Origin of the sequence: Acinetobacter sp. YH18001 (assembly GCF_013416975.1) — a bacterium.
Classification (GTDB): domain Bacteria; phylum Pseudomonadota; class Gammaproteobacteria; order Pseudomonadales; family Moraxellaceae; genus Acinetobacter; species Acinetobacter pseudolwoffii.
The window spans coordinates 1-25,368 of the sequence record NZ_VPEU01000040.1 but is presented as its reverse complement, the minus strand read 5'-3'; the positions used below and the strand labels follow the sequence as shown (position 1 = coordinate 25,368).

The 25,368-nt window shown below is 43.7% G+C and carries 23 protein-coding genes; 15 read left to right on the top strand and 8 right to left on the bottom strand.

The window, feature by feature from the left end; translation table 11 throughout:
- Together FTV48_RS11620 and FTV48_RS11615 are read right to left on the bottom strand one after the other, a co-directional pair.
- Positions 1-954, bottom strand: a 954-nt coding sequence (locus FTV48_RS11620; RefSeq protein ID WP_257222959.1) for a hypothetical protein, incomplete at its 3' end; no start/stop codon positions are given.
- A gap of 129 nt (positions 955-1,083) precedes the next feature.
- Positions 1,084-2,343: an MgtC/SapB family protein gene (locus FTV48_RS11615; RefSeq protein WP_180000430.1), complete on the bottom strand. Its 1,260-nt coding sequence runs from the start codon at positions 2,341-2,343 to the stop codon at positions 1,084-1,086.
- Between the two features lie 215 nt (positions 2,344-2,558).
- On the opposite strand from FTV48_RS11615, the gene FTV48_RS11610 reads away from it, so the two are divergent.
- From FTV48_RS11610 to FTV48_RS11595, 4 genes are all read left to right on the top strand, one after another.
- A complete protein-coding gene (locus tag FTV48_RS11610; protein WP_159138612.1) occupies positions 2,559-4,316 on the top strand; it encodes a GspE/PulE family protein in 1,758 nt (585 codons plus the stop codon).
- Between the two features lie 96 nt (positions 4,317-4,412).
- The gene (locus tag FTV48_RS11605; protein WP_005170210.1) at positions 4,413-4,790 is read left to right on the top strand and encodes a NirD/YgiW/YdeI family stress tolerance protein; all 378 of its coding nucleotides are present in this window, start codon (positions 4,413-4,415) and stop codon (positions 4,788-4,790) included.
- Between the two features lie 153 nt (positions 4,791-4,943).
- Positions 4,944-5,609: a response regulator transcription factor gene (locus FTV48_RS11600; RefSeq protein ID WP_180000428.1), complete on the top strand. Its 666-nt coding sequence runs from the start codon at positions 4,944-4,946 to the stop codon at positions 5,607-5,609.
- A 2-nt stretch (positions 5,610-5,611) separates the two neighbouring features.
- Positions 5,612-6,937 (top strand): HAMP domain-containing sensor histidine kinase, encoded by a 1,326-nt coding sequence (locus tag FTV48_RS11595; protein WP_180000426.1) that lies wholly within the window; start codon positions 5,612-5,614, stop codon positions 6,935-6,937.
- Between the two features lie 76 nt (positions 6,938-7,013).
- Here FTV48_RS11595 and hemP read toward each other — a convergent pair whose 3' ends face one another.
- On the bottom strand, positions 7,014-7,184 hold the full coding sequence (gene hemP / locus FTV48_RS11590; RefSeq protein ID WP_005170213.1) for a hemin uptake protein HemP: 171 nt from the start codon (positions 7,182-7,184) through the stop codon (positions 7,014-7,016).
- 139 nt (positions 7,185-7,323) lie between these two features.
- Between hemP and FTV48_RS11585 the strand changes: the two genes are divergently transcribed.
- On the top strand, positions 7,324-8,223 hold the full coding sequence (locus tag FTV48_RS11585) for an NUDIX domain-containing protein (RefSeq protein WP_180000424.1): 900 nt from the start codon (positions 7,324-7,326) through the stop codon (positions 8,221-8,223).
- 37 nt (positions 8,224-8,260) lie between these two features.
- On the opposite strand, the gene FTV48_RS11580 is transcribed toward FTV48_RS11585, so the two are convergent.
- Positions 8,261-8,803: a hypothetical protein gene (locus tag FTV48_RS11580; protein ID WP_005170216.1), complete on the bottom strand. Its 543-nt coding sequence runs from the start codon at positions 8,801-8,803 to the stop codon at positions 8,261-8,263.
- 14 nt (positions 8,804-8,817) lie between these two features.
- A complete protein-coding gene (gene mrcB, locus FTV48_RS11575; RefSeq protein WP_100355683.1) occupies positions 8,818-11,208 on the bottom strand; it encodes a penicillin-binding protein 1B in 2,391 nt (796 codons plus the stop codon).
- A gap of 192 nt (positions 11,209-11,400) precedes the next feature.
- On the opposite strand from mrcB, the gene FTV48_RS11570 reads away from it, so the two are divergent.
- Entirely contained in the window at positions 11,401-12,339 is a 939-nt protein-coding gene (locus FTV48_RS11570; protein WP_005097467.1) for an NAD(+) kinase, read from the top strand.
- Between the two features lie 3 nt (positions 12,340-12,342).
- Complete coding sequence (locus FTV48_RS11565) at positions 12,343-12,615, top strand: YeaC family protein (protein WP_005097466.1); 273 nt, start codon at positions 12,343-12,345, stop codon at positions 12,613-12,615.
- Between the two features lie 85 nt (positions 12,616-12,700).
- Here FTV48_RS11565 and FTV48_RS11560 read toward each other — a convergent pair whose 3' ends face one another.
- On the bottom strand, positions 12,701-13,702 hold the full coding sequence (locus tag FTV48_RS11560; protein WP_074383310.1) for a glycosyl transferase family protein: 1,002 nt from the start codon (positions 13,700-13,702) through the stop codon (positions 12,701-12,703).
- Between the two features lie 407 nt (positions 13,703-14,109).
- On the opposite strand from FTV48_RS11560, the gene FTV48_RS11555 reads away from it, so the two are divergent.
- Together FTV48_RS11555 and FTV48_RS11550 are read left to right on the top strand one after the other, a co-directional pair.
- Entirely contained in the window at positions 14,110-15,453 is a 1,344-nt protein-coding gene (locus FTV48_RS11555; RefSeq protein ID WP_180000422.1) for a dicarboxylate/amino acid:cation symporter, read from the top strand.
- 161 nt (positions 15,454-15,614) lie between these two features.
- On the top strand, positions 15,615-16,757 hold the full coding sequence (locus tag FTV48_RS11550) for an acyl-CoA dehydrogenase family protein (protein ID WP_180000420.1): 1,143 nt from the start codon (positions 15,615-15,617) through the stop codon (positions 16,755-16,757).
- An 84-nt stretch (positions 16,758-16,841) separates the two neighbouring features.
- Here FTV48_RS11550 and FTV48_RS11545 read toward each other — a convergent pair whose 3' ends face one another.
- The gene (locus tag FTV48_RS11545) at positions 16,842-17,360 is read right to left on the bottom strand and encodes a DJ-1/PfpI family protein (protein WP_005097462.1); all 519 of its coding nucleotides are present in this window, start codon (positions 17,358-17,360) and stop codon (positions 16,842-16,844) included.
- 488 nt (positions 17,361-17,848) lie between these two features.
- Between FTV48_RS11545 and pheA the strand changes: the two genes are divergently transcribed.
- The 5 genes from pheA to FTV48_RS11520 all read left to right on the top strand — a co-directional run bounded on the left by pheA (position 17,849) and on the right by FTV48_RS11520 (position 23,358).
- Entirely contained in the window at positions 17,849-18,958 is a 1,110-nt protein-coding gene (gene pheA / locus FTV48_RS11540) for a prephenate dehydratase (RefSeq protein ID WP_005097461.1), read from the top strand.
- 66 nt (positions 18,959-19,024) lie between these two features.
- Entirely contained in the window at positions 19,025-20,116 is a 1,092-nt protein-coding gene (hisC, locus tag FTV48_RS11535; protein ID WP_180000418.1) for a histidinol-phosphate transaminase, read from the top strand.
- A 3-nt stretch (positions 20,117-20,119) separates the two neighbouring features.
- On the top strand, positions 20,120-22,366 hold the full coding sequence (locus FTV48_RS11530; protein WP_159138605.1) for a bifunctional prephenate dehydrogenase/3-phosphoshikimate 1-carboxyvinyltransferase: 2,247 nt from the start codon (positions 20,120-20,122) through the stop codon (positions 22,364-22,366).
- 99 nt (positions 22,367-22,465) lie between these two features.
- Positions 22,466-22,828 carry a hypothetical protein gene (locus FTV48_RS11525; RefSeq protein WP_180000416.1) on the top strand — a complete coding sequence of 121 codons (363 nt, stop codon included), beginning with the start codon at positions 22,466-22,468 and terminating at the stop codon, positions 22,826-22,828.
- Positions 22,816-23,358, top strand: a complete 543-nt coding sequence (locus tag FTV48_RS11520; protein WP_005170234.1) for a GNAT family N-acetyltransferase — start codon at positions 22,816-22,818, stop codon at positions 23,356-23,358. Before FTV48_RS11525 ends, FTV48_RS11520 begins: the two co-directional genes overlap by 13 nt.
- A gap of 32 nt (positions 23,359-23,390) precedes the next feature.
- On the opposite strand, the gene FTV48_RS11515 is transcribed toward FTV48_RS11520, so the two are convergent.
- Complete coding sequence (locus FTV48_RS11515; RefSeq protein ID WP_005097454.1) at positions 23,391-24,023, bottom strand: alpha/beta hydrolase; 633 nt, start codon at positions 24,021-24,023, stop codon at positions 23,391-23,393.
- Positions 24,024-24,146: 123 nt separating this feature from the next.
- Between FTV48_RS11515 and yaaA the strand changes: the two genes are divergently transcribed.
- On the top strand, positions 24,147-24,929 hold the full coding sequence (gene yaaA / locus FTV48_RS11510; protein ID WP_180000414.1) for a peroxide stress protein YaaA: 783 nt from the start codon (positions 24,147-24,149) through the stop codon (positions 24,927-24,929).
- The last annotated feature ends 439 nt before the right edge of the window (positions 24,930-25,368 follow it).

The following is a 25,368-nucleotide window of genomic DNA, read 5'->3' as shown; positions in this document are numbered from 1 at the left end:
AGAATGCTTCTGGCTGCTCGATGGAATGTTGATAACGTTCGAAATACTGGTCTTCAAGCGTACGTGCTGTTTTTTTAAAATCTTCGGGTACTGGATAGATCTCTTGCATATTTCACTTCCTGCTGGATGGTAATCCACTTCATAATATTTACTTTTATATTCTGCTAGACCCCATTGCTGATCTTCTCGGAGATCTAAATAAGCAATTGCATCTTTAAAGGTTTTTTTAGAATAGTTTTTACTATCAGTGGATACATCGGCCCATTCTGTTTTTAAGTAATCTTGTATATCTTCTTCAAGTGAATATTTATATAACTCAATATATTCTTTTGAATTTGAAATATCTTGAAATTGAATACATTTTGAGTTTGCTGGGAATTTTGCATTACTTGTTAAGGTGTAGAATTTTTCACCTAACTCCCCCATTGTATAGGTATCAAGTAAATTATATTTAAGTGTTAAATAATTATTGGGACTAAGTATTGGAGCAATATTTTTACCACTAATATCAATTTCTTTAAATTTAATTATAGTTTGAAGATCTTTTGAGTTAATAGAGGAGTAGGGTGCTAGTTGCCATGTAGTGGCATTTGTTTTTATTATTCCATTTAACTGTCCATATTTAGGATGCATATTACCTGTATCGTATAATCCATTTTCGGTTAAAGAGAATGTATTGCTCTCATCCCAACCTGTGGTTTCTTCGACTTTAAAGTATAAGTTTCCTTGATCAAAAGTATTTTGCTCAATTTCATAATCTAAAGTTTCATCAGAATATTCATCAACAAAAAATGTAGTCCATTGTTGAAATGATGGGGTGGTAAGATTAAGGCTACCTGTACCTGTACCTGTACCTGTACCTGTACCAGGGTTTGAATCAGAAGATGAGCCCCCACCACAAGCACTTAGCATGAATGCACTAAAAACTGCGAGTGATAAATTCTTAAATTTCATAAAAATCCCTATAAAAAATCGTAGTAATAAAATTGTTTTTTAAAATAAAGCAGACTAATTATAGCGAATAAATATCAAAATTAAATTTGCAAAATATATAAAAATTAACTATTTAAATATACTTAACAATCAAAATGTCATCCACCACAAAATACCAATCAACACCGCCATATGCAAAATCTGTACTGGCGCAAAGTACAGGGAAAATTTGAAACCACCTGTTACAGCAGCATTGACTGACTTGGCTACAGCATGTGCGCCCAGCCCCAAAAGCAGGGCATAGATCAGCCGGGTATTGGATGGATCTCCTTGAATGACCACGCTTGCCATTGCGGCATGAATTTCAAATAAAGATGCGAACAAGGTACCTGCCAGCAAACCCGCATCTCCTAGTAATAGCTCTAGCCCATAAATTCCAGCCTGAATCAATGTCAAGGTGACGGCAATAATTACCGCCTCCTTCAGGCTAAACATCTGACTATCTTCTTCTTTTTCACAGTTCTCCGCTGGCTTGGCTTTACGTAATAGCAGAAATGCACAAGCAGCCAAAATGGCCATCGCAACCAAGGAGGGTAAAATCAGAATTTTCAGCCAGCTCCACGACACCCCTCCAACGACAATAAATAACAGTATCAGGGTCGAAATACAGGACATGAGTGCTGCGCCTGCATTGGATTTAGCATCGACCTCACCTTTGCGCACCTGTAGACCTAAATGGGCAATGGTTGCGGTACTGGAGACAAAACCTGAAGCGAGGGAGGATAGCATGAGGGCATTTTTACTGGATAAAAGCCGTTTGGCCACGTGAGCAAGTGCCTGTACCACCAGAATCAGAGTGAGTAGTCTCAAGATCAGATGCGGGTTGAGGACTTCTCCCCATAAAGGCGTGTCGGGTGTTAGTGGCAGGCCGATCAGAATCAGGGCAAGTAATAATAGCCCATCTCTAAACTCTGCTTCGGTAATCCATTGTCCGGCAATATTATGCAGGGAGTGTTTGGCCATCAGAATAGTCGTCAGCATGACCGCGAGCCCTGCGGCCAAAGGGATATTCCAAAGACAGATTGCCCCAATAAAATACGTCATGAGAAAGGCGAGTTCTGTGGTAATGCCAGGATCTTCAGGCTGATTTCGGATTGAAAAAATCACCATGCCACCCACAATCAGCGCACCGGCAAGTCCAATACTCATACCGAACAGGAAGCATAGCGCACCCAATAAGGCACAGATGGCAAAAGAGCGTAAACCGGCAAAACTGGGTTGATGTTCACGTTGTTTATGACGCTCTCGTTCCAGGCCAATTAACAAGCCACAGCCTAAAGCCGCCGTCAGGATGGCCAGAAGCTCCTGAAAAGAGCTACTGCTATTCAGGGGTACCGCGCTAAAATCCAAGTTTCACCTCAGCCACCTAACAAAACATGCTGTTTGAAATATAGGCGATTCTTCTAGAGCGCGGCAAGCTGGAAATACAGTAAAGATTGAATAACGGTCGAGGCATCCCAGTATTTTTAAATCCATTCAGAAAAAGTCACTGACATTGCTAACTGGCTAATGCGAAAAATAACAAAAACTTGTTATAGTGAAGGCAGATTTGGGGATTGATAACAATGAAATTTGACTTTGAAATTGATACTGCCTGGTGTTTAGACCAACTGTTTAAAGATGGTAAAATCAGTGAACGTGACCGGATGCTGGTACAGACCACCCATCGTCAACGTGAACAATTAAAATGGCATCCTTTACAATGGCTGGCCAACTTCAATCTTATTGATCAATCCCATCCGCAAACCACATTGACCTTGAACCGCTTATGTCAGTGGCTGGCCGAAAAAACTGGATTAATGTTCTATATCATCGATCCTTTAAAAGCGGACGTACAGGCATTGACCCATGTCATGTCACAGGAATATGCACTACGTAACCATATTCTGGCCGTTGAGATTCAGGCCGATAAAGTTCTGATCGCGACCGATCAGCCGTATAAGACTGAATGGGTCTCTAATCTTGAACAGAATATTTCCCCGAAAAAAATCCAACGGGTGCTGCTGAATCCAGAACAGTTACAACGATATATTGTCGAATATTATCAGGTCAGCCGTGCAGTCAGTGGCTCACAAAAATCCTCGGCCTATGACCGGGAAAACAAAGGCGTCGAAGCCTTGCTGCAACTGGGTGATTCGCAAAATCCGGATGCCAATGACCAGCATATTGTCAAACTGGTGGACTGGGTGCTGCAATTTGCCTTTGAGCAGGGTGCCAGTGATATTCATATGGAACCGCGCAAAGGTACGGGCAAGATTCGCTTTCGAATCGATGGGGTGTTGCATACCATTTATAACATGCCGGCCAATACGCTGACAGCGGTGATTTCCAGGATCAAGATTCTGGGCCGGATGAATGTGGCAGAAAAGCGCAAGCCACAAGATGGCCGTCTGAAAACCCGAACGCCGAAAGGACAGGAAACCGAATTGCGTCTGTCGACCTTGCCGACCGCATTTGGCGAAAAACTGGTGATGCGTATTTTCGATCCGGAAGTTCTGGTCAGAAGTTTTCAGCAACTCGGTTTTGAAGGGCATTTACTCAATGACTGGAATAATCTGACCAGTCACAGTCACGGCATCATTCTGGTCACCGGGCCAACTGGTTCTGGTAAAACCACAACACTGTATTCGACCTTGAAGCAGCTGGCGACGGAACAGGTCAACGTCTGTACTATTGAAGATCCGATCGAGATGCTGGAACCGAGTTTCAACCAGATGCAGGTCAATAATGGTATTGAACTGGGCTTCGCCGATGGCGTGCGCGCGCTGATGCGTCAGGATCCGGACATTATCATGGTCGGTGAGATTCGTGATCAGGATACGGCCAATATGGCGATCCAGGCGGCACTCACCGGGCATCTGGTGTTATCTACCCTACATACCAATGATGCGCCGTCGAGTCTGACCCGTTTGCATGATCTGGGCGTGCAACCTTTTCTGACCGCAGCCACCATTCTCGGGGTATTGGCGCAGCGTCTGGTGCGTAAACTCTGCCCACACTGCAAGCAGGAAAGCTTCCTGAATGAACAGGAATGGCAGCATCTGGCGGCAGACTATCCTTTACCGCGTCCGGAATTTGTTTTTAAAGCCGTAGGTTGTGAGGAGTGCCGTCATACCGGTTATAAAGGCCGGATTGGTATTTACGAATTTATGCCCCTGAGTCTGGAAACCAAGCAGCTGATTGGGGCCGACGCTAACTTAAACCAGCTACGCCAGCAGGCAAAAAAAGAAGGGGTAGAACCGCTGCGTATCGCGGGTGCGCGTAAGGTCGTAGAAGGAATGACCACACTGGAAGAAGTATTGAGAGTGGTACCTTTAAATTAATTTTTAAAGATGAAGCAATCTTAAGTTTCAATTCATCTTCGGCTGTTTTAATAGCATTATCGAAACAAAGCACAGATACACAAAGAGGTATACGCCATGAAAATGATGATGAATACAGTTTTAGCAGCCGCACTGATGGGTTCAATTGCGACAGCCGCAGTTGCAAGTAATGAAGCCGTGAATCAACCCGTGGTAAATCAGGCTGCTTTTGCGAAAACGATGACAGTGCAACAGGCCTTGGGCATGAAAGATGATAGCAAGGTTCAGCTTAAAGGCTATGTGGTTAAAGCGGTTGGTGATGAAAAATATCAGTTCCGTGACAGCACAGGCAGCATTACCGTAGAAATTGATGATGAACTGTGGCAAGGCAAACCGATTTCAGCCAAAACGCCAGTGACCATTATCGGTGAAGTGGATATTGACTATAAACCGGCAAAACGAGTTGAAATTGATGTCGAGCAGCTTCGTTTCTAATTCTAATATGAGCAGATGAATTGAATCTGAAGCTTGCTCTGGATTCAAAAACTGTAAAAAACCACATGCAAATCATACAAAAAAGCATGTGGTTTTTTTGAGTCTGGAGATTTTTCAGGGCAAGATAGAGAGATTGGCAAAGCGGAGCACAGCATGCGTATTCTTTTGGCAGAAGATGATCAGTCTCAGGCAGAAAGTATTCAGACCTGGCTGGAAATGGACGGCTATGTGATTGACTGGGTCGAGCGTGGCGATCATGCCATTTTGGCCATCGAACAGCATCAATATGACTGCGTATTACTGGATCGCGGACTACCACATGCGACTGGAGATGACATTCTAAAAAGCTTACGCAGCACACAGAAAGATACACCGGTGATTTTTATTACTGCCCGGGACAGTATTGATGACCGGGTTGAAGGTCTGGATTTGGGTGCCAATGATTATCTGGTCAAACCTTTTAGTCTGGAAGAGCTTTCTGCCAGGGTGCGCGCGCAGTTAAGACTGAAACAGCAAACGCCAAATCATATTCTGAAATGGCAGGATTTAAGTCTGGATACCCAGGCCAAGGCCCTGAACAAGACTGGACAGCCGATTGATCTGACTGCGAAAGAATTTCAGATTTTATATAAACTGATGCAGCAGCCGGAACATGTCATTACCCGCGAGCAACTGGAGGAATCGCTATATGCCTGGGGGGATGAAATTGAAAGTAATGCCATTGAAGTGTTTATTTACCAGTTACGTAAAAAAATTGGCAGCCAGATGATTAAAACCATCCGTGGTTTGGGTTATCGCATGCATAAACCCGAGGCATAAATATGTCTGCACCAGTCTCCCTGCAAACTCGCCTGATCAAGAATGCCATGCTGAGCTCCATGCTGGCAGGATTGTTGGCGTGGTTGCTGTTACTCGGGGTTTCAAGTTATCAAGCCATTCAGCTGCATGATGATTTGATGGAACAGATTTCCGAGCTCTTACTTGGTGATATCAGACAGGCCAAAGGTGATCAGGTCGATGAAATCAGCGAGCAATTCGATATTCAATATGCGCTATTGCTCAATCAGGATATTTTGACCACGTCCATCGATGATGATTTGATTAACAGTGTGCGGGTTAATGAACACAGTGGCTTTCAGTTTGCTTATGAAAATGGCCGTTTTATCCGGATTTTAACTGCTAAAGAGGATGGCTTGCAGGCCAAAGTACTGCAGCCTTTATCGGTACGTTTTAACGAGTTATGGCAAACCACCTTCAGTTTTGCCGGAATTTTACTGATACTCTGGTTATTGCAATGGCTGATTTTACATGTGGTCGTGAAACGTCAATTACAACCTCTAAATAATATTTCCCGCGCCATAGGTTCCAAGTCGGCCGAAGATTTAAGTCCGGTCAACAGTCCAGATCCTGAAATCACGGAATTGCAACCAATTGTGCAGCAGTTAAATGCCATGCTGAATCGGCTGGAAAAATCACTGCTGGCCGAACAGCGCTTTACTGCCGATGCATCGCATGAATTACGCTCGCCGCTTTCTGCCATTCAGATGCGTTTGCAGGTATTGAAACGTCAATATCAGCATGATGCCCAGTTGCCGCAAGCCCTGCAACTGATTCAAAATGATGTCAATCGTGGTACGCAAGTGCTGGAGAATTTACTCTTATTGGCACGTCTGGATCCTGAAAAAGCAGAGCAGTTGCCGCAACAGGCCGTAAATCTGAAAATGATTGTTCAGGAGGTATTACAGGCCTTGCAGCCTTTTGCCGCAGAGAAACAGATCAAATGGCAGCTGAGCATAGACGATGGCCAGATCATGGCAAATGCAGAATTAATTTTTAGCTGCATTCGTAACTTGGTGGATAATGCAATTCGCTATAGCCCAGAACAAGGTAGGATTGAGATAAAAACAGATGTTGATGCCGCAGGGCGTTTGCGCTTAGTGATTGAAAATTCGGGAACAGGCATAGCAAGGGAAGTATTGGTACATCTGGGAGAACGGTTTTATCGTGCTTTAGGCACACGTACCTCAGGATCGGGTTTGGGGCTGTCGATTTGTCGTAAGATCATGCAATTACACGCAGCAGAAATTGAGATTGCGGCCTCTGATTTGGGCGGACTGAAAGTTGTACTCAGTTTTGCCAAATCGTAATTCAGTTCGCTAAAAAAGCAGTATGCGCTGATTCATACTGCTGGTTCCCACGTTTATTATGATTAGAGTGTTATCGTTATTTTGTGAGGATCAGGCGATTATTACGGGTCAGGCGTAAACGGTATTCTTCACCAGCATGCATGATTCTAATTTCACGCCCAAGTGCGAAAAGATTATTTGAGTGCAGCATGGGTAGTGCATGATGGCTATCGTTATTACGGCTAAACAAGCTAAAAGGTGCGTTCATTCCATCGACTCCGTGGTATCTGTTTTGGATTGATTTAAATGATAATCATTATCGAATAGGTCTGTCAATGAATAATTCTGTAATTTATAAAATAGAGCAATTTGCTTACAATCTGTAAAACTTCGAGTGCAGTAAAATGATGTCTAAACCCAATATTCATGTTGCGATTTCAATCTTATTTTATAAAAATCAAGTGCTTGTGGGGTGGCGAGAAGCCAGTCAGCATCAAGGCAACAAATATGAATTTCCAGGTGGAAAAGTAGAATCGGGTGAGCAACCGGTTGAAGCCTGTCGACGTGAAGTGCTGGAAGAGGTCGGGATTGATCTGGATCAGTGGCATGCATTCGATTTTATCTGTCATGAATATGAAGATGTCATTGTCAACCTACATATATTTCATGCGTCAGTGTCTGAGTCACAATTGTCAGGAATTCAACCACCCTGGAGCTGGTATGCGCGTGAACAGCTGAGCAGTCTGAATTTTCCCAAAGCCAACCAGTCCATGCTGCAAAAGCTGCAATGGCCACAACGTATCAAGATCGCAGATGATCTGGCGATTTTACATCAACTTGATCCAGATCAGATGCTATATTGGCGCGTTGAAATCACACCTGAACGGGTCATACAATTACAACAGCTTCCGATTGAACAGCTTTCCAAGCTCATGATTAATCAGGAACTCTGGTCACAGCTCAATGAATTACAGCAGCAAACGATTCGAAGCATTCACTTGAAACAATCGCAATTAATGGCTGTGCAACCCGGCCAGTTGATGCGAGGTTATCGTTATATTGCAGCCTGTCATGATCTGGCGGCATTACAGCAGGCTGAGCAGGTGGGCTGTGAAGCGGCTTTGCTCAGTCCTGTACTTGCAACACAAACGCACCCGGATACTTCGCCACTAGGCTGGGAACAATTTAAACAGATGGCAGCACAGGTACAGATTCCGGTTTTCGCTTTGGGCGGGCTGAAAACAGAAGATCTGAGCTATGCACAGAGCCAGCATGCTTACGGTATTGCCGGTATACGCAATATCTAGGTAAGCTGCTTTCCATTAGTAAGCATTTAGACAGAGACTAAAGTCCTTTTAAAGCCTGCTGGGCGTTTTGAATTGCTTTGGTATTTTTTTGCTGTTGTGCTGCTTTTAAACGGACCTGCCAAAGCTGTTTCTTCATCGCATTCGATTGTGCATAACTCAAGCCACGCAAGGCAAATGCATCTGCACGTGTAGCTTGATTTTTACGATTAGCGATCATACCTAAATACAGGTAAGTTTCAGGCGCTTGAGGTGCTAGGCGTTGGGCTTGTACAGCTGCGGTTTCAGCTTGAGAAAATTGCTGTTTGGCATAGGCCTGCTGGGTTTGCTGCATAAGACGCTTGAAAGCAGGCAGATTACGGCCATCATCAAATTTCTGGTTTTTAGGCTTTTGCTCAGGAATTACAATTTTCTGGCGTTTGATTTCAGGACGGTCATAAGGCGTAATCACGACGCCGTCTGGGGTCTGTGGTTTAGGCTTTTCTGTTGCAGGTTTGGCTGGAGCAGCTGGCTCTGGCTCAGGAAAGCTTTGGCAGCCCACCAAACTGAGGATGAGCAGGCCAGGGATGATTTTTTGTAACATAAACATAGACTCAATTAATGGCTATAACTTCCACTCGAGATAATACGGGTTTCATTCGCGAGATCTCGTTCTATTTCTGTTTCACTTTCTTGTATATAACGACTGATATCGTCCTGTTCGGCATCAGATGACTGAGGTTCTGAATCGATATCGTAAGGTTCAGTCACATATTGGGAGATACCGCAGGCGGTGGCCTGATTTGGCAAGGCATGACGTGAAATCGGAATATACATGGCACCTTCACAACCTTGGGCAGATAAATGACCGGTATAACGATCCAGCCAATGCCATTGAATTTCATTGGGTTGTGGCAGATTGACAGGTTTCTGGCGGAGCTGTTTCATGACATTGATCCAGACCGGAAGAGCACCCGAGGAACCGGTTAGGCCAGTGACTTTATTGTCATCCAGACCGAGCCAGACCACCGTCATATAGTTACCTGAATAACCGGCAAACCATGAATCACGGCTATCATTGGTGGTGCCTGATTTACCTGCAAGATTCAGATTACTCGGCAGACTGTTATAAGCTGCGCGGCCTGTACCACTCGACATGACCTGTTGCAGGCCATAATTCAGGGCATAGGCTGAAGCCGGGTCAATGGTCGGTTGTACGCTTAAGCTATAACGGTCGAGTATCCGTCCATTGGCATCGACCACAGAACGAATTGACTTGGTTGGATATTTAAAGCCACCTGTGGCGAAGTTACCATAAATATTCATCACCTCCATTGGCGACATATCCACCGCACCTAAATAAATAGACGGATAGGATGGAATATCGGAAGTGACGCCAAATTTTTTCAGATGATTAATAAAGGTAGACAGACCAAATTCTTGTCCTAAACGTACAGTAGACAGGTTATAGGATTGTGACAGCGCTTGTGACATCGGTACGACACCATGTCCACGGCCACTGTAGTTTTTCGGCGTCCAGGTCTTACCATCACTTTGTACACTAATTTCACTGTCTTCAATCGGACTGGCCCAATGGTAACGATTTGATTCCAGTGCACTCAGGTAAATCACAGGCTTTAATAATGAACCCACCTGACGTTTGGCATCTACTGTACGGTTAAAACCGGTAAAGTCTTGAGTCGAGCCGACTGCTGCAACCAGTTCACCATTTTCCGGATGCGATACCAAAACTGCACCCTGCAAGTCTTTTAAACGGCCCGGATTAGATTTGGTTAAACGTGCGACTGTCTGCTTAAAACTGTCCTGAATTCGGGTTTGAGCCAAAGGATCCAGCGTGGTGAAAATACGCAGACCCTGATTGGTCAGGTCAGTTTCCTGATAGTCAGTGCGTAATTGACGACGCACAATATCCAGGAAGTCCGGGAAACGTGCAGGGCCCAAGGTTGGTTTTGAAATCACGTTCAATGGACGTGCGGTTTCTTTTTCATATTGTTCTTGGCTTAGATAGCCCATCACCAGCATATTATTCAGGACGATATCACGGCGTTTTTTCGCACTTTCAGGATTACGCCATGGGTTATATAGACTCGGGCCTTGTACCAGACCGACTAAAAAAGCCTGCTGGGAAATATTCAGTTCACGCAGTGGCAGACCAAAATAAAACTGAGAAGCCAAGCCATAACCATTAATTGAATAGTTACCATTTTGGCCGAGATTCACTTCATTTAGATAAGCTTCCAGAATTTCATTCTTGTCATAATGTAATTCAACCAGCATGGCCATAAAGGCTTCATTGACTTTACGCTTTAAGGTACGCTCAGGCGTTAAATAGAAATTTTTCACCAGTTGCTGGGTTAAAGTCGAGCCACCCTGACGTTTGCCACCGGTAATATTACTGACAACAGCACGTGCAATACCGCGTGGAGATACGCCATGGTGTTCATAGAATTTACGGTCTTCAGTTGCGATGAGCGCTTCGATCAATGGTTTAGGCACTTTATTCAGTTTGATCAGTACCCGGTCTTCGTTATGCTGTGGATAAATTCCACCAATCAATAAGGGTTCCAGTCGGGCAATACCGCTAGAAGATGGCTTGGTGGCGCTGACCTCAGTCACTTGGTTAGCATTAAAACTCACTTTCAGAACTTGTTCCGGTTCAACCCGATCACCAAAATCAAAGCCACGGGTATGTACATATAAAGTATTTCCCGTAGTGACAAAATTGCCCGACTTGGCATAACTATCCGAGTTTTTATAACCGAGTAATTTTAATTCTTGTTGGAAATCCTGCTGACTGACTGGGGCATTGACGTACACTTCCATTGGACGTGCGAAAACTTTCGCCGGAATATCCCAGCGTTGACCTTCAAATTTTTCGCGTACAATATTATCTAATTTAATCAGGTAAATACTAAATACGACAAAGATGGAAATGACTAAAATCGAGAAAATTAAGGCAAAAAACCCCATGCCACGTTCAGATTTCATAAATACTTATAAGATCCTGTGAAATTGTGCTAATCATGCGAAGCTTTTAATCATTTTGCAATATTTAATCAATAAATGCGCTTAAAATTAAAATCAAAGCCCACAATTTCTCCTTAATTCAAATATATTTCAAATAATTTGCGACGAGCTAGCATCCTGTTATAAATTATCATCCAGGTATAGCTTAATGCTATGATATGCAAGATCCGTAGCGGAGCGACGACACTGGTGCAAATTTCCCATAAAACCTTTCGAAATATCGGGTTAATAGGACGTCCTGATAAATCATCGGTGGTTGAAACCTTATGTCTTATTCATGATCATCTTCTGAATTTAGGCTTACATCCTGTTTTTGATGCAGCGACAGCTGAACTCGTTCCATATAACAATACCCAAACTGTCAGTCGTGCTTTACTTGGTGAAGTCGTTGATCTGGTCATTGTGGTAGGAGGGGATGGTTCGCTTTTGCATGCAGCACGCGCACTGGTCAAGTACAATACTCCTGTGATCGGCGTTAACCGGGGGCGTCTGGGATTCTTAACCGACATTAAGCCAACCGAAGTCATCTTTAAGTTGGATCAGGTGTTAAAAGGTGATTTTCAGACTGAGCGACGTTTTTTACTCGAAGTCGAAATTCGCTCCAAAGGCGAAGTGATTTACGATGCGATTGCACTGAACGATGTGGTACTGCATTCAGGAAAATCGGTGCATATGATCGATTTTGAACTGAATATTGACGGACAGTATGTCTATCGTCAGCACAGTGATGGCCTGATTGTATCGACGCCGACCGGCTCTACGGCTTATGCACTTTCTGGGGGCGGGCCAATTGTCCATCCGAGTATGGATGCGATTGCGCTGGTGCCGATGCATCCGCATACCTTGTCTTCACGCCCGATTGTGGTCGGTGGACACAGCGAAATTAAATTACTGATTCGTGAAAATCGCGTACTGCCGATGGTCAGTGCGGATGGACAACACAGTGTGTCTTTGAATGTTGGCGATAGCGTCCATATTCGCAAGCATCCCTTTAAACTGAATCTTCTGCATCCACCGGGCTATGACTTTTATAATGCCTGTCGAACCAAACTGGGGTGGAATCAGGACTTTGATTATTTTAAGCAGGATTAAATCATGAATATTGAACAAATGCTTGCCGTACTCAATCCTGAGATTGTTGAACGCCTAAGAACAGCAATTGAAATTGGAAAGTGGCCAAATGGTGTAGCCCTAACTCAGGAACAACGCCAGACTTGTATGCAGGCAGTCTATGCCTGGGAAATGAAAAACTTGCCTGAAAATGAGCGCAGCGGTTTTATCGATCGCGGTACTAAAGAAGAAGGCGAGGAATGTGATGATGATCATCACAAGAATGAACCGGAATTCAAGCCAATTCGTTTTGTCTAAGCACTGAGGTCGAGTCAGTCGAAAGATATTTAAAAAAGCATTGTTCAATGAAGGAACAATGCTTTTTTTCTACACATTTCAAAGTTTAAACGGTGTGACGATTCACCCATAATTCTTTGGCTTTTTGCATCGCAACTTCATAGCTTTTACATGCACCCATGCTATACAACGCAATGCCCATGGTTTCCGTAACCGCAATCTCGCCATATTCATGGCTTTGCTGACCATCCCATACTGCTTTAAATAAGGCCAGATCCAGTTCTTCCTCAACCGGACTACGATTGTCAGTCAGTTTCGGTAGTTCATATTCGTACAGTTCGCCATCTTTAATACCGCAGATCAAAGTTTTGGCATCCGGATTACGCTCAAATTCGCCCCCTTCACCTTTAATCACCGCACTATTTTTATAACCTAAGCGGAAAGCCGCCTGTTGGTGCGAACCCCGATACGCCGGATGGAAAATTGCTTGCAGCGTTGCTTTGGCATTAAACGGGTTAATTAAACGAGCCAGCGTATGAATCGGGGAGCGCAGTCCCATTACATTTCGTAGGCCAATCAGATCTGCCAGAATCGGAGAAATCACCTCTAGCGGGATATAGGCAAAATGTCGTTGCTGTAATTGCTGCTCCACTTCATCATCATTTTGACAGATTGGATAGCCTAAGCAAGTTAACACTTGTTCGGTATAAACCCGGTTCATGGTATGACCAGCGGCACCATGCATCACAATAGTATAACCATGCTTGGCCAACGTCAGTGCTGCCAGAATAAACCATGGATAATGCTTGCGCTTGCCTGCATAAGAGGACCAGTCCAGATCGACATCCAGCTGCTTAAAGTCAAGCTGGTCGCGTGTGGCCTGAACAAAACCGGCTAACTCATCTACAGACTCTTCTTTGACCCGCAATAACATCAAGAACGCCCCTAGCTGCACATCGAGCACTTCATCTTTCAGAATCATGCTAAAGGCTTGATAGGCTTCATCATAGCTGAGGGAGCGGGCGCCATTTTTTCCTTTCCCCACGATGCGTACATATTGGGCAAAGGGATGTTCGAAATCTTTATAAATATTTCTTTTGGTATTCATAACTTATACAGCTTGCAGCAAATATTGGGGTCAATGAGGAGGGTCTAAAATTAACAAAGCTTTCAGTATACGGAAAACAGGCATTTAAATCTGATTATCGACTAATGTCTAATTCAATGCGAGCAAAAAGCAGGCAATTGCATAAGACTTTATGCACATTTAATGGGATTTTTCAGTAAAATTCAGACAATTTTTAGAGTTTGTTTAAGTTTTCTTAATCTCTTTCTCCCATTTAATACTTTGGTCTGATGCTGCGCGTCAGATTGAATGCGTGGCTGATTTTCATTTTGAACATTCTCTTGAGCCTATTGAGATTTGATCCAGTTCATCTTCAGAGCAGATGAACAGATCAGTGCATTTCTCAAAATGGTCTTTTTATTTTCAGATATCGTTCAAGTAGATTTATTATGGCGAAAAAACCGATTTATAAGTCACTGTATTTTCAGGTGATTGTGGCTATTATTGCAGGTATTCTGGTCGGGCATTTCTCGCCGAGTGGTACGCAAATTATCAATGGTGTAGAACAGTATGTTCCTGGCTTGGGTGAACAGCTTAAACCGCTGGGTGATGCATTTATCCGCCTGATCAAAATGATCATCGCACCGGTGATTTTCTGTACCGTGGTCAGCGGTATTGCGGGTATGGAAAGCATGAAATCAGTGGGTAAAACTGGTGGTGTTGCTTTACTTTACTTCGAAATCGTCTCCACGATTGCGTTAGTCATCGGTCTGGTGGTGATTAACATCGTCAAGCCAGGTGTAGGCATGAACGTTGATCCTGCATCACTGGATACCACGGGCATCAGCAAATATGTCGCTACAGGTGAGTCACAGTCGACGATCGACTTCCTGATGAATATCATTCCAAATACGGTGGTAGGCGCATTTGCGGAAGGCGAAATTCTACAGGTTCTGTTGTTCGCGATCATTTTTGGTTTCGCGCTGCATAAGCTGGGTGATCAAGGCAAGCCAGTCCTGAAACTCATCGACCAGATTTCACATGTATTCTTCAATATTGTGAACATGATAATGAAACTTGCGCCAATCGGTGCATTTGGTGCAATGGCCTTTACCATTGGTAAATATGGTATTGGTTCGCTTGCTCAGCTGGCACAGTTGATCATTTGTTTCTATATCACCTGCGTACTGTTTATTTTCATCGTACTGGGTTCAATTGCGCGTTTTGCGGGTTTCAGTATCATGAAGATGATTCGCCTGATTCGCGAAGAACTGCTGATTGTATTGGGTACATCTTCTTCAGAATCGGTACTACCTCGTATGCTGAAGAAACTGGAACTTGCAGGTGCCGAGAAGTCGGTTGTCGGTCTGGTTATTCCAACGGGTTATTCATTTAACCTGGACGGTACGTCAATTTACTTGACCATGGCTGCGATCTTCATTGCGCAAGCAACCAATACGCAACTTGATTTGTCACATCAAATTACACTGCTGCTGGTATTGTTAATCTCTTCTAAAGGTGCGGCAGGCGTAACAGGTTCAGGCTTTATTGTGATGGCGGCAACCTTGGCTGCTGTAGGGAATATTCCTGTGGCAGGTCTGGCATTGATTCTTGGTATTGACCGTTTCATGTCTGAAGCTCGTGCTTTAACGAACCTGGTAGGTAACTCTCTGGCGACTTTAGTCGTTGCAAAATGGGTAGGTCAGCTGGATATGGACAAGCTGAACTATGCATTGGCAAATCCGGCAGAAATTGATGAAAAAATGGCGCAAGAAGGCAATAACGCGCATTAATTCCAGTTTTGGCTAGGAAAAAGGAAGCTTCGGCTTCCTTTTTTTGTTTTTATCTGACTGTGAAGTTAGTAAAAAGATCAAGAGCAGTACATGACAGGCAAGCTGAAAGTGGATAGTCTGTGAACAGGAAATAAAACGATAAACAGTATAAGGACAACAGAATGCTTGCCTACGATGCCGATCTAGAATTATTCCGCGACAATTTTAAACGCTTTATGAATGAACATGTCGCACCGTATTATCAACAATGGGAACGCGAAGGCCTGATGCCACGTTCAGTCTGGAATGCACTTGGTGAAAATGGTTTCTTGTGTGTCGATGTTCCGGAGGAATATGGCGGCTATGGGGTGCCAACCGATTATTCATTGATGCTGATTGAAGAGTCTGCACGTGCCGGATACAGTGCCATTTCTACAGGATTGTCCTGTCATTCGGATATTGCTGCACCCTATATCTTGCACATTGGAACTGAAGAGCAGAAGAAACACTGGTTGCCGAAAATGGTGAGCGGTGAAGTGGTCGGTGCGATTGGTATGACCGAGCCAGGTGCCGGCTCAGACTTGCAAGCCATGCGTACCAGTGCCATCTTGCAGGATGATTACTATGTATTAAATGGCTCAAAAACCTTTATTTCCAATGGTCAGCATGCCGACCTGGTGGTACTGGCAGTCAAAACCGATCCGCAAGCGCGTGCCAAAGGCGTTTCTTTGTTACTGGCCGACACGCATCTGGAAGGCTTTAAAAAAGGCACTAATCTGGACAAAATTGGCCTGCATGCGCAAGATACTTCGGAACTGTTCTTTGACAATGTCAAGGTGCCGAAAGACCAGTTACTCGGTCAACCGGGGCAGGGTTTTACTTATTTGATGCAGGAATTACCGCGTGAGCGTACCGCCATCGCAGCAACAGCCTTGGGTGCAATTCGTGGTTCTATTGATGTGACCACGCAATATGTGAAAGAGCGTCAGGCTTTTGGTCAGGCCATCGGTCAATTCCAGAATACTCGTTTTGTTTTGGCACAAGCGAAAATTGATGAATTGGCGACCGCAGCTTTTTATAACCAGAATCTTGAGCTTTATATGCAAGGGAAACTGGATGTCGAAACTGCAGCGGCATTGAAAAGTTTTTCTACCGATATGCAGATGAAGATTGCTGACAATCTGCTTCAGCTCTTTGGTGGTTATGGCTACATGACTGAATATCCAATTTCACGCTTCTTTGTCGATGCCCGTATTCAACGGATTTATGGTGGTACCAATGAAATCATGAAAGAAATTGTAGCGCGTGGTCTGTTAGGACGTTAATTTATTGATAAAAAAAGAGTCCTGTTAAGGACTCTTTTTTTACAGGCAAAGTATAGCAAAGAGACAGTGATTCTATTTTAAATTTTATGATTTTAAGACATTCAAACATTCATGAATAAAAATGGGCAGATCGTTGGGCAGGCGCGATGAGATCAACTGGTTATTATCATTTACCAGTTCTACATCATAATAGGTTCCACCCGCATGCTGTACGCGACTCGCATGCGCCCGGATACTGGTAATAATCCGATTTTTCAGCACATCTGCTTCACACAGTAATAAGGATGCATCACATAAACTGAAAATAGCTTTTTTGGCCTGATTGAAGGCATGGATGAACTGTAGCACCCGAACATCGGTAGAGAGAGAAACCGCAGATTCGCCCCCTGGAATCAGCAAGGCATCAAAGTCATCAATACTGATTTGTTCGATGCCACGGTCGATGGTCACGGCAGAACAGCCATGCAGCCCATAGACCACTTTGCCTGCGTTAAGTTCGATATTGCAGACGCTATGATGGGCAGCCAGCAAGGCAGCCACTGGCTCTAGGTATTCTTGGTCTTCAAAATTATTTGTTATAAGTACTGCTATTCTTTTTGGCATGATTGATCCCCCCAACTCATGATTTAAATTAGACTAGCTGTTAAAGGTTGAAAAAACGTCTCTGCTTTGTAACAGAGTAGTAATTTCATGTAAAAAATCTAGGAAAATCAATATTAAATAAGAGAAATGAGCTTGAGGAGCGTGCATTTTATTGTGAAAGATATCTCAGATTTTAATAGGTCAAAAAAGACATGTACAAAGCTATTATTTTAATTTTCTTATGCTTAAAACCGCTATATAGATTAAGAAATAGTGATATTTCATATTCATTAAAATCAGTTAAGATGGAGAGGCTAAGTTTACAATTTGATAATGTAAATCAAGCCAAAATGCTGAACTAAATGTTACCAGATATGACTAAAAGCGATGAGTGGTTAAAACCAACTGTCTGTTTTTAAGACTTAATCTAGCAATGTCATATTGCGTAACATTTTAAAGCTCACTATTGTTATACTGAACAGATAAGGTTTATGAAGGGCGACATAACAATGATCAACGACGATCAAAACACCACGACTTCTCTTGATTTGGCAAAAATTCGTGAGGATATCGATTCTGTTGATCAGCAAATCCAGCAATTGATTAACCGCCGGGCACGTTTGGCTGAAGCAGTTGCAAAAGCAAAGTTTGCTTCAGAAGAAAGTCCACTGTTTTACCGCCCAGAACGTGAAGCACAGGTGTTGCGCAATGTCATGGAGCGTAATGAAGGGCCATTGTCGGATACCACCATGGCGCGTCTGTTCCGTGAAATTATGTCCGCTTGTCTTGCGCTTGAAGCGCCGCAAAGTATTGCGTTTCTAGGGCCAGTCGGAACCTATACCCATTCTGCGGTACTCAAGCACTTTGGTCATGATGCGGTGGTTCGACCTTTACCGACAATTGATGAAGTCTTCCGTGAAGTCGAGGCGGGCAGTGCCCATTATGGTTTGGTGCCGGTGGAAAATTCCTCTGAAGGTGTAGTCAATCATACCCTAGACTGTTTTAAAACTTCGAACCTGAATGTGATTGGCGAAGTTGAATTGCCGATTCATCATCAATTTCTGATTTCTGAAAATACCCGTAAAGACAGTATTAAACAGATTTATGCACATCAGCAGACTTTGGCGCAATGTCGTAAATGGCTAGACGCGCATTATCCGGGTGTAGAACGTGTGGCTTTAAGTTCTAATGCTGAGGCTGCGCGCCGTATTCAAAATGAATGGCATTCTGCTGCGATTGCTTCTGAAATTGCATCGAGTATTTATAATCTTGAAATTATGCATGGCAATATTGAGGACAATCCGGAAAATACCACACGTTTCTTGGTAATTGGCCGTGAAAAAGTGCCTCAAAGTGGCAATGATAAAACCTCATTACTGATTTCTGCACATGACCGTGCTGGTGCATTGCTGGAAATTCTGGCGCCATTTGCCAAGCACAATATCAGCTTGACCAGTATTGAAACGCGTCCAGCACTTCCGGAAAAATGGGCTTATGTGTTCTTCATTGATCTTGAAGGTCATATTGAGCAGGAACATGTCAAAGCTGCAATTGCAGAAATTCGTCCTTTGGTGAAAGAAGTTCGCGTGCTCGGTTCATATCCTGCAGCTGTACTTTAAGTCAGCTATCCGTGGTCAGGGCGAGGGTGCTGACCACTGTTTTATACCTAAAATTGGAAGTCTAAAATGTCGTTTGTTCCAGCCAATTCAGGCATCTCAAAATTAAAGCCATATCAGCCAGGTAAACCGATCAGTGAACTTGAGCGTGAGTTGGGTCTTACCGATATCGTCAAGCTGGCATCCAATGAAAATCCACTGGGTTGTTCAGATAAAGTCAAAGAAGCAGTCGCTGCGGAAATTGCTGAAATTGGCCGTTATCCAGATGGAGGTGGCTTTATCCTGAAAGATCAGATTAAAACTCAGTTTGGTTTTAATCATGATCAGATTACGCTGGGCAATGGTTCAAACGACTTGCTAGAAATGTTTGCTCGTGCCTTCGTTTCTTCAAGCGATTCTGTGGTATATAGCCAGCACGCATTTGCGGTTTATGCACTGGTCACTCAAGCCATTAATGCACAAGCGATTGAAGTACCTGCCCAAGGTTTTTCACATGACCTTGAAGCGATGGCAGCAGCAATTCAGGACAATACCAAACTCGTCTTCATTGCCAATCCAAACAATCCGACCGGAACCTGGTTCGAAGAAGCTGAATTTGAAGCTTTCATGCAAAAAGTCCCTGCAAATGTAATTGTGGTGCTAGACGAAGCGTATGTGGAATATTTCCCGGAAAATTTCAATAGCCTGAAATTCCTGCAACAATATCCAAATCTGATTGTCAGCCGTACTTTATCGAAGTGCTATGGTCTGGCTGCACTGCGTGTCGGTTTTGCCTTGGCATCGGTTGAAGTGACCGATTATTTAAACCGTATTCGTCAGCCATTTAACGTCAATCATTTGGCCATGGTCGCTGCGGTGGCTGCACTGAAAGATGAAGACTTTATCGCGCGTTCTCGCGAAGTAAATAAAGCCGGTATGGCTCAACTTGAAGCAGGTTTTAAGGCTTTGGGTCTGAACTATGTGCCTTCTCGTGCTAACTTTATTCTGGTTGATGTACAGGCAGACCCAGCAGCAACCTTCAACGGTTTGCTGAAACAAGGGGTGATTGTACGTCCGGTCGGTATTTCCAGCCACATTCGTGTATCGATTGGTACTGAAGCAGAAAACGCGAAATTCTTAAGCGCGCTTGCTACAGTATTGGGTTTAGAGGCAAAAGCTTAATTCATGTCGCAGCCATTGTTTGAAAAAGTTGCATTTATCGGGCTTGGACTGATTGGTTCAAGTCTGGCGCGTGTCATTCAAGCCGAGCACTTGGCCAATGACATTGTGGCATCGACACGTTCGTCCAAGACTTTGGAAGATGCCAAGGCACTTGGTCTGATTTCTGCAGGCTATGCCGATCCTGTAGATGCAGTCAAAGGTGCAGATCTGATTGTTCTGGCTTTGCCGGTACGTGCCACACAAAAAGTACTTGAGCTGATTCAGCCGTATTTGACGGAAAATGTCATTATTACTGATGTGGGAAGTACCAAAGGTAATGTGGTCGATGCGGCTAAAGCGGTCTTTGGTGACCAGCTTCCAGCAGGTTTTGTGCCGGGTCATCCGATTGCAGGTGCAGAGCATACCGGTGTACATGCAGGAAAAGTCGATCTATTTGCCAATCACAAGGTAATTTTGACGCCACTGCCAAGCAGTAGCGATTGGGCCGTGGAGAAGCTGATTCAACTGTGGCAAGCGGCCAAAGCCGAAGTGATTTGCATGGATGTGGACAAGCACGATGAAGTGCTGGCACATACCAGTCATCTTCCGCATCTCATGGCATTCAACTTGGTTGAACAGCTGGCCAAACGTGAAGACAACTTAGACATATTTCGTTATGCTGCCGGTGGCTTCCGCGATTTCTCGCGGATTGCCGCCAGTGATCCACAAATGTGGCATGACATCTTTTTTGCCAACAAAAAAGCAGTTCTGAATGCCGTAGATGGCTTTGAACAGCAGCTCGCGATTATTCGCAAATTGATCGAAGATGAAGATTCCCAAGCATTGATGGGCTTATTGGGTCATGCGCAGGCAGCTCGCCAGCATTTCAACCATATGCTCGCCAAGAAACCTTTCATGGAGAAAAATAAAGTGACACAACAATTTACCATTCAGCCGGGTGCCAAGACATTTCAAGGTAAATTTACCGTGCCAGGTGACAAATCTGTGTCACATCGCTCGATCATGTTTGGTGCCATCGCTGAAGGTACAACACATGTGACTGGTTTCCTTGAAGGTGAAGATGCACTGGCAACTTTGCAGGCTTTTCGTGATATGGGCGTCAGCATCGAAGGCCCTAAAAATGGTGAAGTCACCATTCATGGCGTCGGTATGCATGGTCTTAAAGCGCCACAGTCTGCCATTTATATGGGCAACTCAGGTACTTCAATGCGTTTGCTGTCCGGTATGCTGGCAGCGCAGAAATTTGATTCAGTGATGACCGGTGATGCATCCCTATCTAAACGCCCAATGGAACGTATTGCCAAGCCTTTACGTGAAATGGGTGCACTGATTCAGACCACGGGTGAACGTGGAACTCCGCCTGTCTCGATTACAGGCAACCAGCAACTACAAGGCATTCAGTACGATTTGCCAATGGCATCAGCGCAGGTAAAATCAGGTATTTTGCTGGCGGGCCTATGGGCAAATGGCGAAACTGCAGTGACTGAACCTGAACCAACCCGTGACCATACTGAGCGTATGTTGCGTGCATTTGGTTATGAGGTGAAAACCGAAGGCAATCGTATTTCATTACAAGGTGGTGGAAAGCTGGTCGGAACCAATATCCAGGTGCCATCTGATATTTCTTCTGCGGCCTTCTTTATGGTCGGCGCTGCGATTACTGAAAATTCGGATGTGACCTTAGAGGCTGTTGGTATCAACCCGACCCGTACTGGCGTGATCGAAATCCTGAAACAGATGGGTGCGGACATTACCGTTGAAAATGAACGCATTGCTGGCGGTGAACCGATTGCAGATATCCGTATTCGTGGTACGCGTACGCTTAAAGGCATTCATATGCCTGAAGATCAGGTGCCATTGGCGATTGATGAATTCCCGGCGCTGTTTATTGCTGCTGCCTGTGCCGAAGGTCAGACGATTTTGACCGGTGCTGCCGAGCTTCGCGTAAAAGAATCGGACCGTATTCAGGTGATGGCAGATGGCCTGCAAACCATGGGCATTGACTGTACCCCAACTGAAGATGGCATTATTATCGAAGGGAAGGGCAAATCAGGTGACTGGTCGCCAATCTTTACCGGTGGTGAAATTGAATCGCATCATGATCATCGCATTGCAATGAGTTTTTCGATTGCCGGTTTACGTAATTCGGAGCAGATCAAGATTGTCGGTACGGAAACGGTAGCCACCAGTTTCCCGACCTTTACAGAACTGACCTCAATTGCAGGTTTGCCTATTCAAGTTTCAGAATAATTTTTAAAATTATGTGAAACAGCCAAGCTTTTGCTTGGCTGTTTTGTTTATATTGCTTATGCTAAACCCATACAAGAAAAAAGCCATTAGGATGTAGCGATGCGAAAATTAAAATTCATGGCCAATACACGAAGCCAGCAACCCCAGGATGGTCAGGAAACCCAGGAATATGTAGCGCATTTTCTTGCCGAAACATTAGGTAAACATGGCTTTCAGACCTTAAGTCAAAGTGGTGCTCAGGTTGCCGTGAGCGTGGATGAACATGCTTTGCCCTTATCTGTGAGTTGTGAAACCAGAGATGAACAAGGGCATCTGGTCTGTGAAATTGCCTCATATCCTGAAGAAGAACAGGACTGGCTGGATCGTATCACCGAAAGAAGTTTGCTTAATCAGCTTGCACAGGCAGTGGAAACCTCTCTAAAAGAGCAGGAAAGCTTTAGCGAGTTTGAATGGAAGAGCTAATTCAACAGACTCAATCAGCTTTGCCTACATTGCAAAGTAAACGCCTGATCCTGAATTGTTTTAAATCAGCCGATGCCAAAGAAACTTATGCTTCAATTACGCCGAGTCTGACACGTTTTATGGCGTGGGACCCACCAGAATCTGAACAGGAATTTGCAACAGTCTGGCAAAATTGGCTGGAAAATATGACCGATTATAAAGAATATGTATTTGTGATCCGTCATATTGAAACACAAGAATTTATTGGACTATGTGGTTTACATCGACTTCATGATGAAATACCTGAAGTCGGTATTTGGATCCGTGAAAATGCGCATGGTCATCATTATGGACATGAAGCAGTGCATTGTATTGTGGCCTATGCTTTCAATACATTAGGGCTTCAAGTCTTAAGCTATCCGGTAGCAGAAGAAAACTGGGCTAGCCGTAAAATTGCAGACCGCTTGGGCGGAAAAATTATCCGTTACATCGATAAGCCTAAATATCGGGCTGTGATGTATGAAATTTTTGCAGACGATTTTGTCTTTTAATAAAAAACCCATCATCTGATGGGTTGTATTATCTAGCCAAGCGCTAAGTAGCGAGTCATTGCAATCCGCAATTGCTTTAAATAGCCGGTAAAGAAATGATTGGCACCAGGCAATACGGTCACTAAATGACGCTGTGGTTTTGCCCATTCAATCATATCCGACAGCAGGGTTACTTCATCACCCTCACCATGAATGAACAGAATATCACCTTTAATTGCTGGCGTAACATAATGGCGAATACCGGCAACGGTTGCAGTTGGCAGGCCACATAAAATAGTTTGTTTGGGTTGCAGTTCTACAGGTAAGGCTGCATAGCTCTTTGCCATGACATGCGCACCAAAACTAAAACCGCCCGCATAAAAAGACAGCCCAATATGCTGACTGCGAGCAAACCGAATGATTTCTAATACATCATCCGTCTCACCGAAGCCCTCGTCGTGTATACCTTCACTTTGACCAGAACCGCGAAAACTCGGACGATACACAACACAGCCACGTTCCATATACATTTGTGCCAATAGAACGGGAACCTTGTGTTGGGGCGTACCACCTTGCAAGGGATGGGGGTGACAAACTACCGCGAATCCTTTCACTTCACCCTGAGGATAATCCACAAAAACTTCAATCTGACCCGCAGGTCCTTGAAGGAAAATTTGCTCGGACATATAAATACCGATGATTAACAGGAGAATCGCGCATTTTAACGATTATGGTGAATAAAAACATGAATTGGAATTAAAATAAGCAGACTGATATAGTTTGATTAATCATTTTTTGACCAGGTTGCCATGCTCGCTTTAATTTCTCCAGCCAAAACGCTCGATTACGATACCCCATTACCCACTGACCAATTTACTCAAGCCAGATTATTAGAACATTCGCAGGATTTGATCAAAGCTTGTCGCACACTTTCTGCAACAGAAATTTCCAGTTTGATGAGTGTCAGTGAAAAAATTGCCAATTTAAATACAGCACGTTTTCAGGACTGGCAACCAGATTTTAATTTAGCCAATGCACGTCAGGCTATTTTTGCCTTTAAAGGAGATGTCTATACCGGTCTGGATGCTTATAGCTTCAAGCAGGAAGATCTGCACTTTGCACAACAGCGTTTGCGTATGTTGTCTGGTTTATATGGGCTTTTGCGTCCCTTGGATCTGATGATGCCCTATCGTCTGGAAATGGGAACCAAATTGGCCAATTCTCGCGGGCATAACTTATACGAGTTCTGGGCACATCACATCACTGATCTGATCAATCAAGATTTAGCCGCAGCCCAGTCTGAGATCTTGGTGAATATTGCTTCTGATGAATATTATAAATCGGTGAACGAGCGCAAAATTCAGGCAGAGATTATCAAGCCAGTATTTCTGGATCAGAAAAATGGCAAATATAAAGTGATTAGTTTCTATGCTAAAAAAGCACGTGGTTTGATGGCACGTTTTATTGTTGAAAATAGAATTGAACGTGCCGAAGAACTCACAGCATTCAATACCGATGGCTATTATTTTGATGCCGATAGTTCACTTAAAGGTGAATTGGTATTTAAACGTGATGAACAAATCAGTGCATAAATAACGTTATTCCGCTACCGCATAGAATAATTGGTTTCTAGGCGGTATTGGGAGCTATGAGTATTGAAATTTTATTTATCCAGCTTTAATCGTTTTTTAAATATTGAGTTCCAGGGGAGTTGATTGGCTGCACTTCGGTACAAATGTGGTTTTTAGCGTCTTTCCCAAATTTTAAGTTAGATAAAAAATTAGAATTATCGCTGAACTCATTGAAATAATGCGTAAAATCTCATCTATTGAATTGTTTTTTACAGAAAATTGAAACTGATATTTCTGGGAAAAGCTGAATAAAATAGCTCAAGTTAATATATTTTAAATCAGGGAGTTTTCATTAATTTTTATATTTTTCTTTCCAATAGAAATTTTTATTTAAATAAATAAGTATTTAATATTCAAATATTTAATTTATTAACTTTGGGGAGTATTTAGCGCAAGAGAT

Coding starts and splice junctions, on each gene's coding strand:
- FTV48_RS11610 (WP_159138612.1), top strand. CDS start 2,559: ATGAAATTTGACTTTGAAATTGATACTGCCTGGTGTTTAGACCAACTG.
- FTV48_RS11605 (WP_005170210.1), top strand. CDS start 4,413: ATGAAAATGATGATGAATACAGTTTTAGCAGCCGCACTGATGGGTTCA.
- FTV48_RS11600 (WP_180000428.1), top strand. CDS start 4,944: ATGCGTATTCTTTTGGCAGAAGATGATCAGTCTCAGGCAGAAAGTATT.
- FTV48_RS11595 (WP_180000426.1), top strand. CDS start 5,612: ATGTCTGCACCAGTCTCCCTGCAAACTCGCCTGATCAAGAATGCCATG.
- hemP (WP_005170213.1), bottom strand. CDS start 7,184: ATGAACGCACCTTTTAGCTTGTTTAGCCGTAATAACGATAGCCATCAT.
- FTV48_RS11585 (WP_180000424.1), top strand. CDS start 7,324: ATGTCTAAACCCAATATTCATGTTGCGATTTCAATCTTATTTTATAAA.
- FTV48_RS11580 (WP_005170216.1), bottom strand. CDS start 8,803: ATGTTACAAAAAATCATCCCTGGCCTGCTCATCCTCAGTTTGGTGGGC.
- mrcB (WP_100355683.1), bottom strand. CDS start 11,208: ATGAAATCTGAACGTGGCATGGGGTTTTTTGCCTTAATTTTCTCGATT.
- FTV48_RS11570 (WP_005097467.1), top strand. CDS start 11,401: ATGATATGCAAGATCCGTAGCGGAGCGACGACACTGGTGCAAATTTCC.
- FTV48_RS11565 (WP_005097466.1), top strand. CDS start 12,343: ATGAATATTGAACAAATGCTTGCCGTACTCAATCCTGAGATTGTTGAA.
- FTV48_RS11560 (WP_074383310.1), bottom strand. CDS start 13,702: ATGAATACCAAAAGAAATATTTATAAAGATTTCGAACATCCCTTTGCC.
- FTV48_RS11555 (WP_180000422.1), top strand. CDS start 14,110: ATGGCGAAAAAACCGATTTATAAGTCACTGTATTTTCAGGTGATTGTG.
- FTV48_RS11550 (WP_180000420.1), top strand. CDS start 15,615: ATGCTTGCCTACGATGCCGATCTAGAATTATTCCGCGACAATTTTAAA.
- FTV48_RS11545 (WP_005097462.1), bottom strand. CDS start 17,360: ATGCCAAAAAGAATAGCAGTACTTATAACAAATAATTTTGAAGACCAA.
- pheA (WP_005097461.1), top strand. CDS start 17,849: ATGATCAACGACGATCAAAACACCACGACTTCTCTTGATTTGGCAAAA.
- hisC (WP_180000418.1), top strand. CDS start 19,025: ATGTCGTTTGTTCCAGCCAATTCAGGCATCTCAAAATTAAAGCCATAT.
- FTV48_RS11530 (WP_159138605.1), top strand. CDS start 20,120: ATGTCGCAGCCATTGTTTGAAAAAGTTGCATTTATCGGGCTTGGACTG.
- FTV48_RS11525 (WP_180000416.1), top strand. CDS start 22,466: ATGCGAAAATTAAAATTCATGGCCAATACACGAAGCCAGCAACCCCAG.
- FTV48_RS11520 (WP_005170234.1), top strand. CDS start 22,816: ATGGAAGAGCTAATTCAACAGACTCAATCAGCTTTGCCTACATTGCAA.
- FTV48_RS11515 (WP_005097454.1), bottom strand. CDS start 24,023: ATGTCCGAGCAAATTTTCCTTCAAGGACCTGCGGGTCAGATTGAAGTT.
- yaaA (WP_180000414.1), top strand. CDS start 24,147: ATGCTCGCTTTAATTTCTCCAGCCAAAACGCTCGATTACGATACCCCA.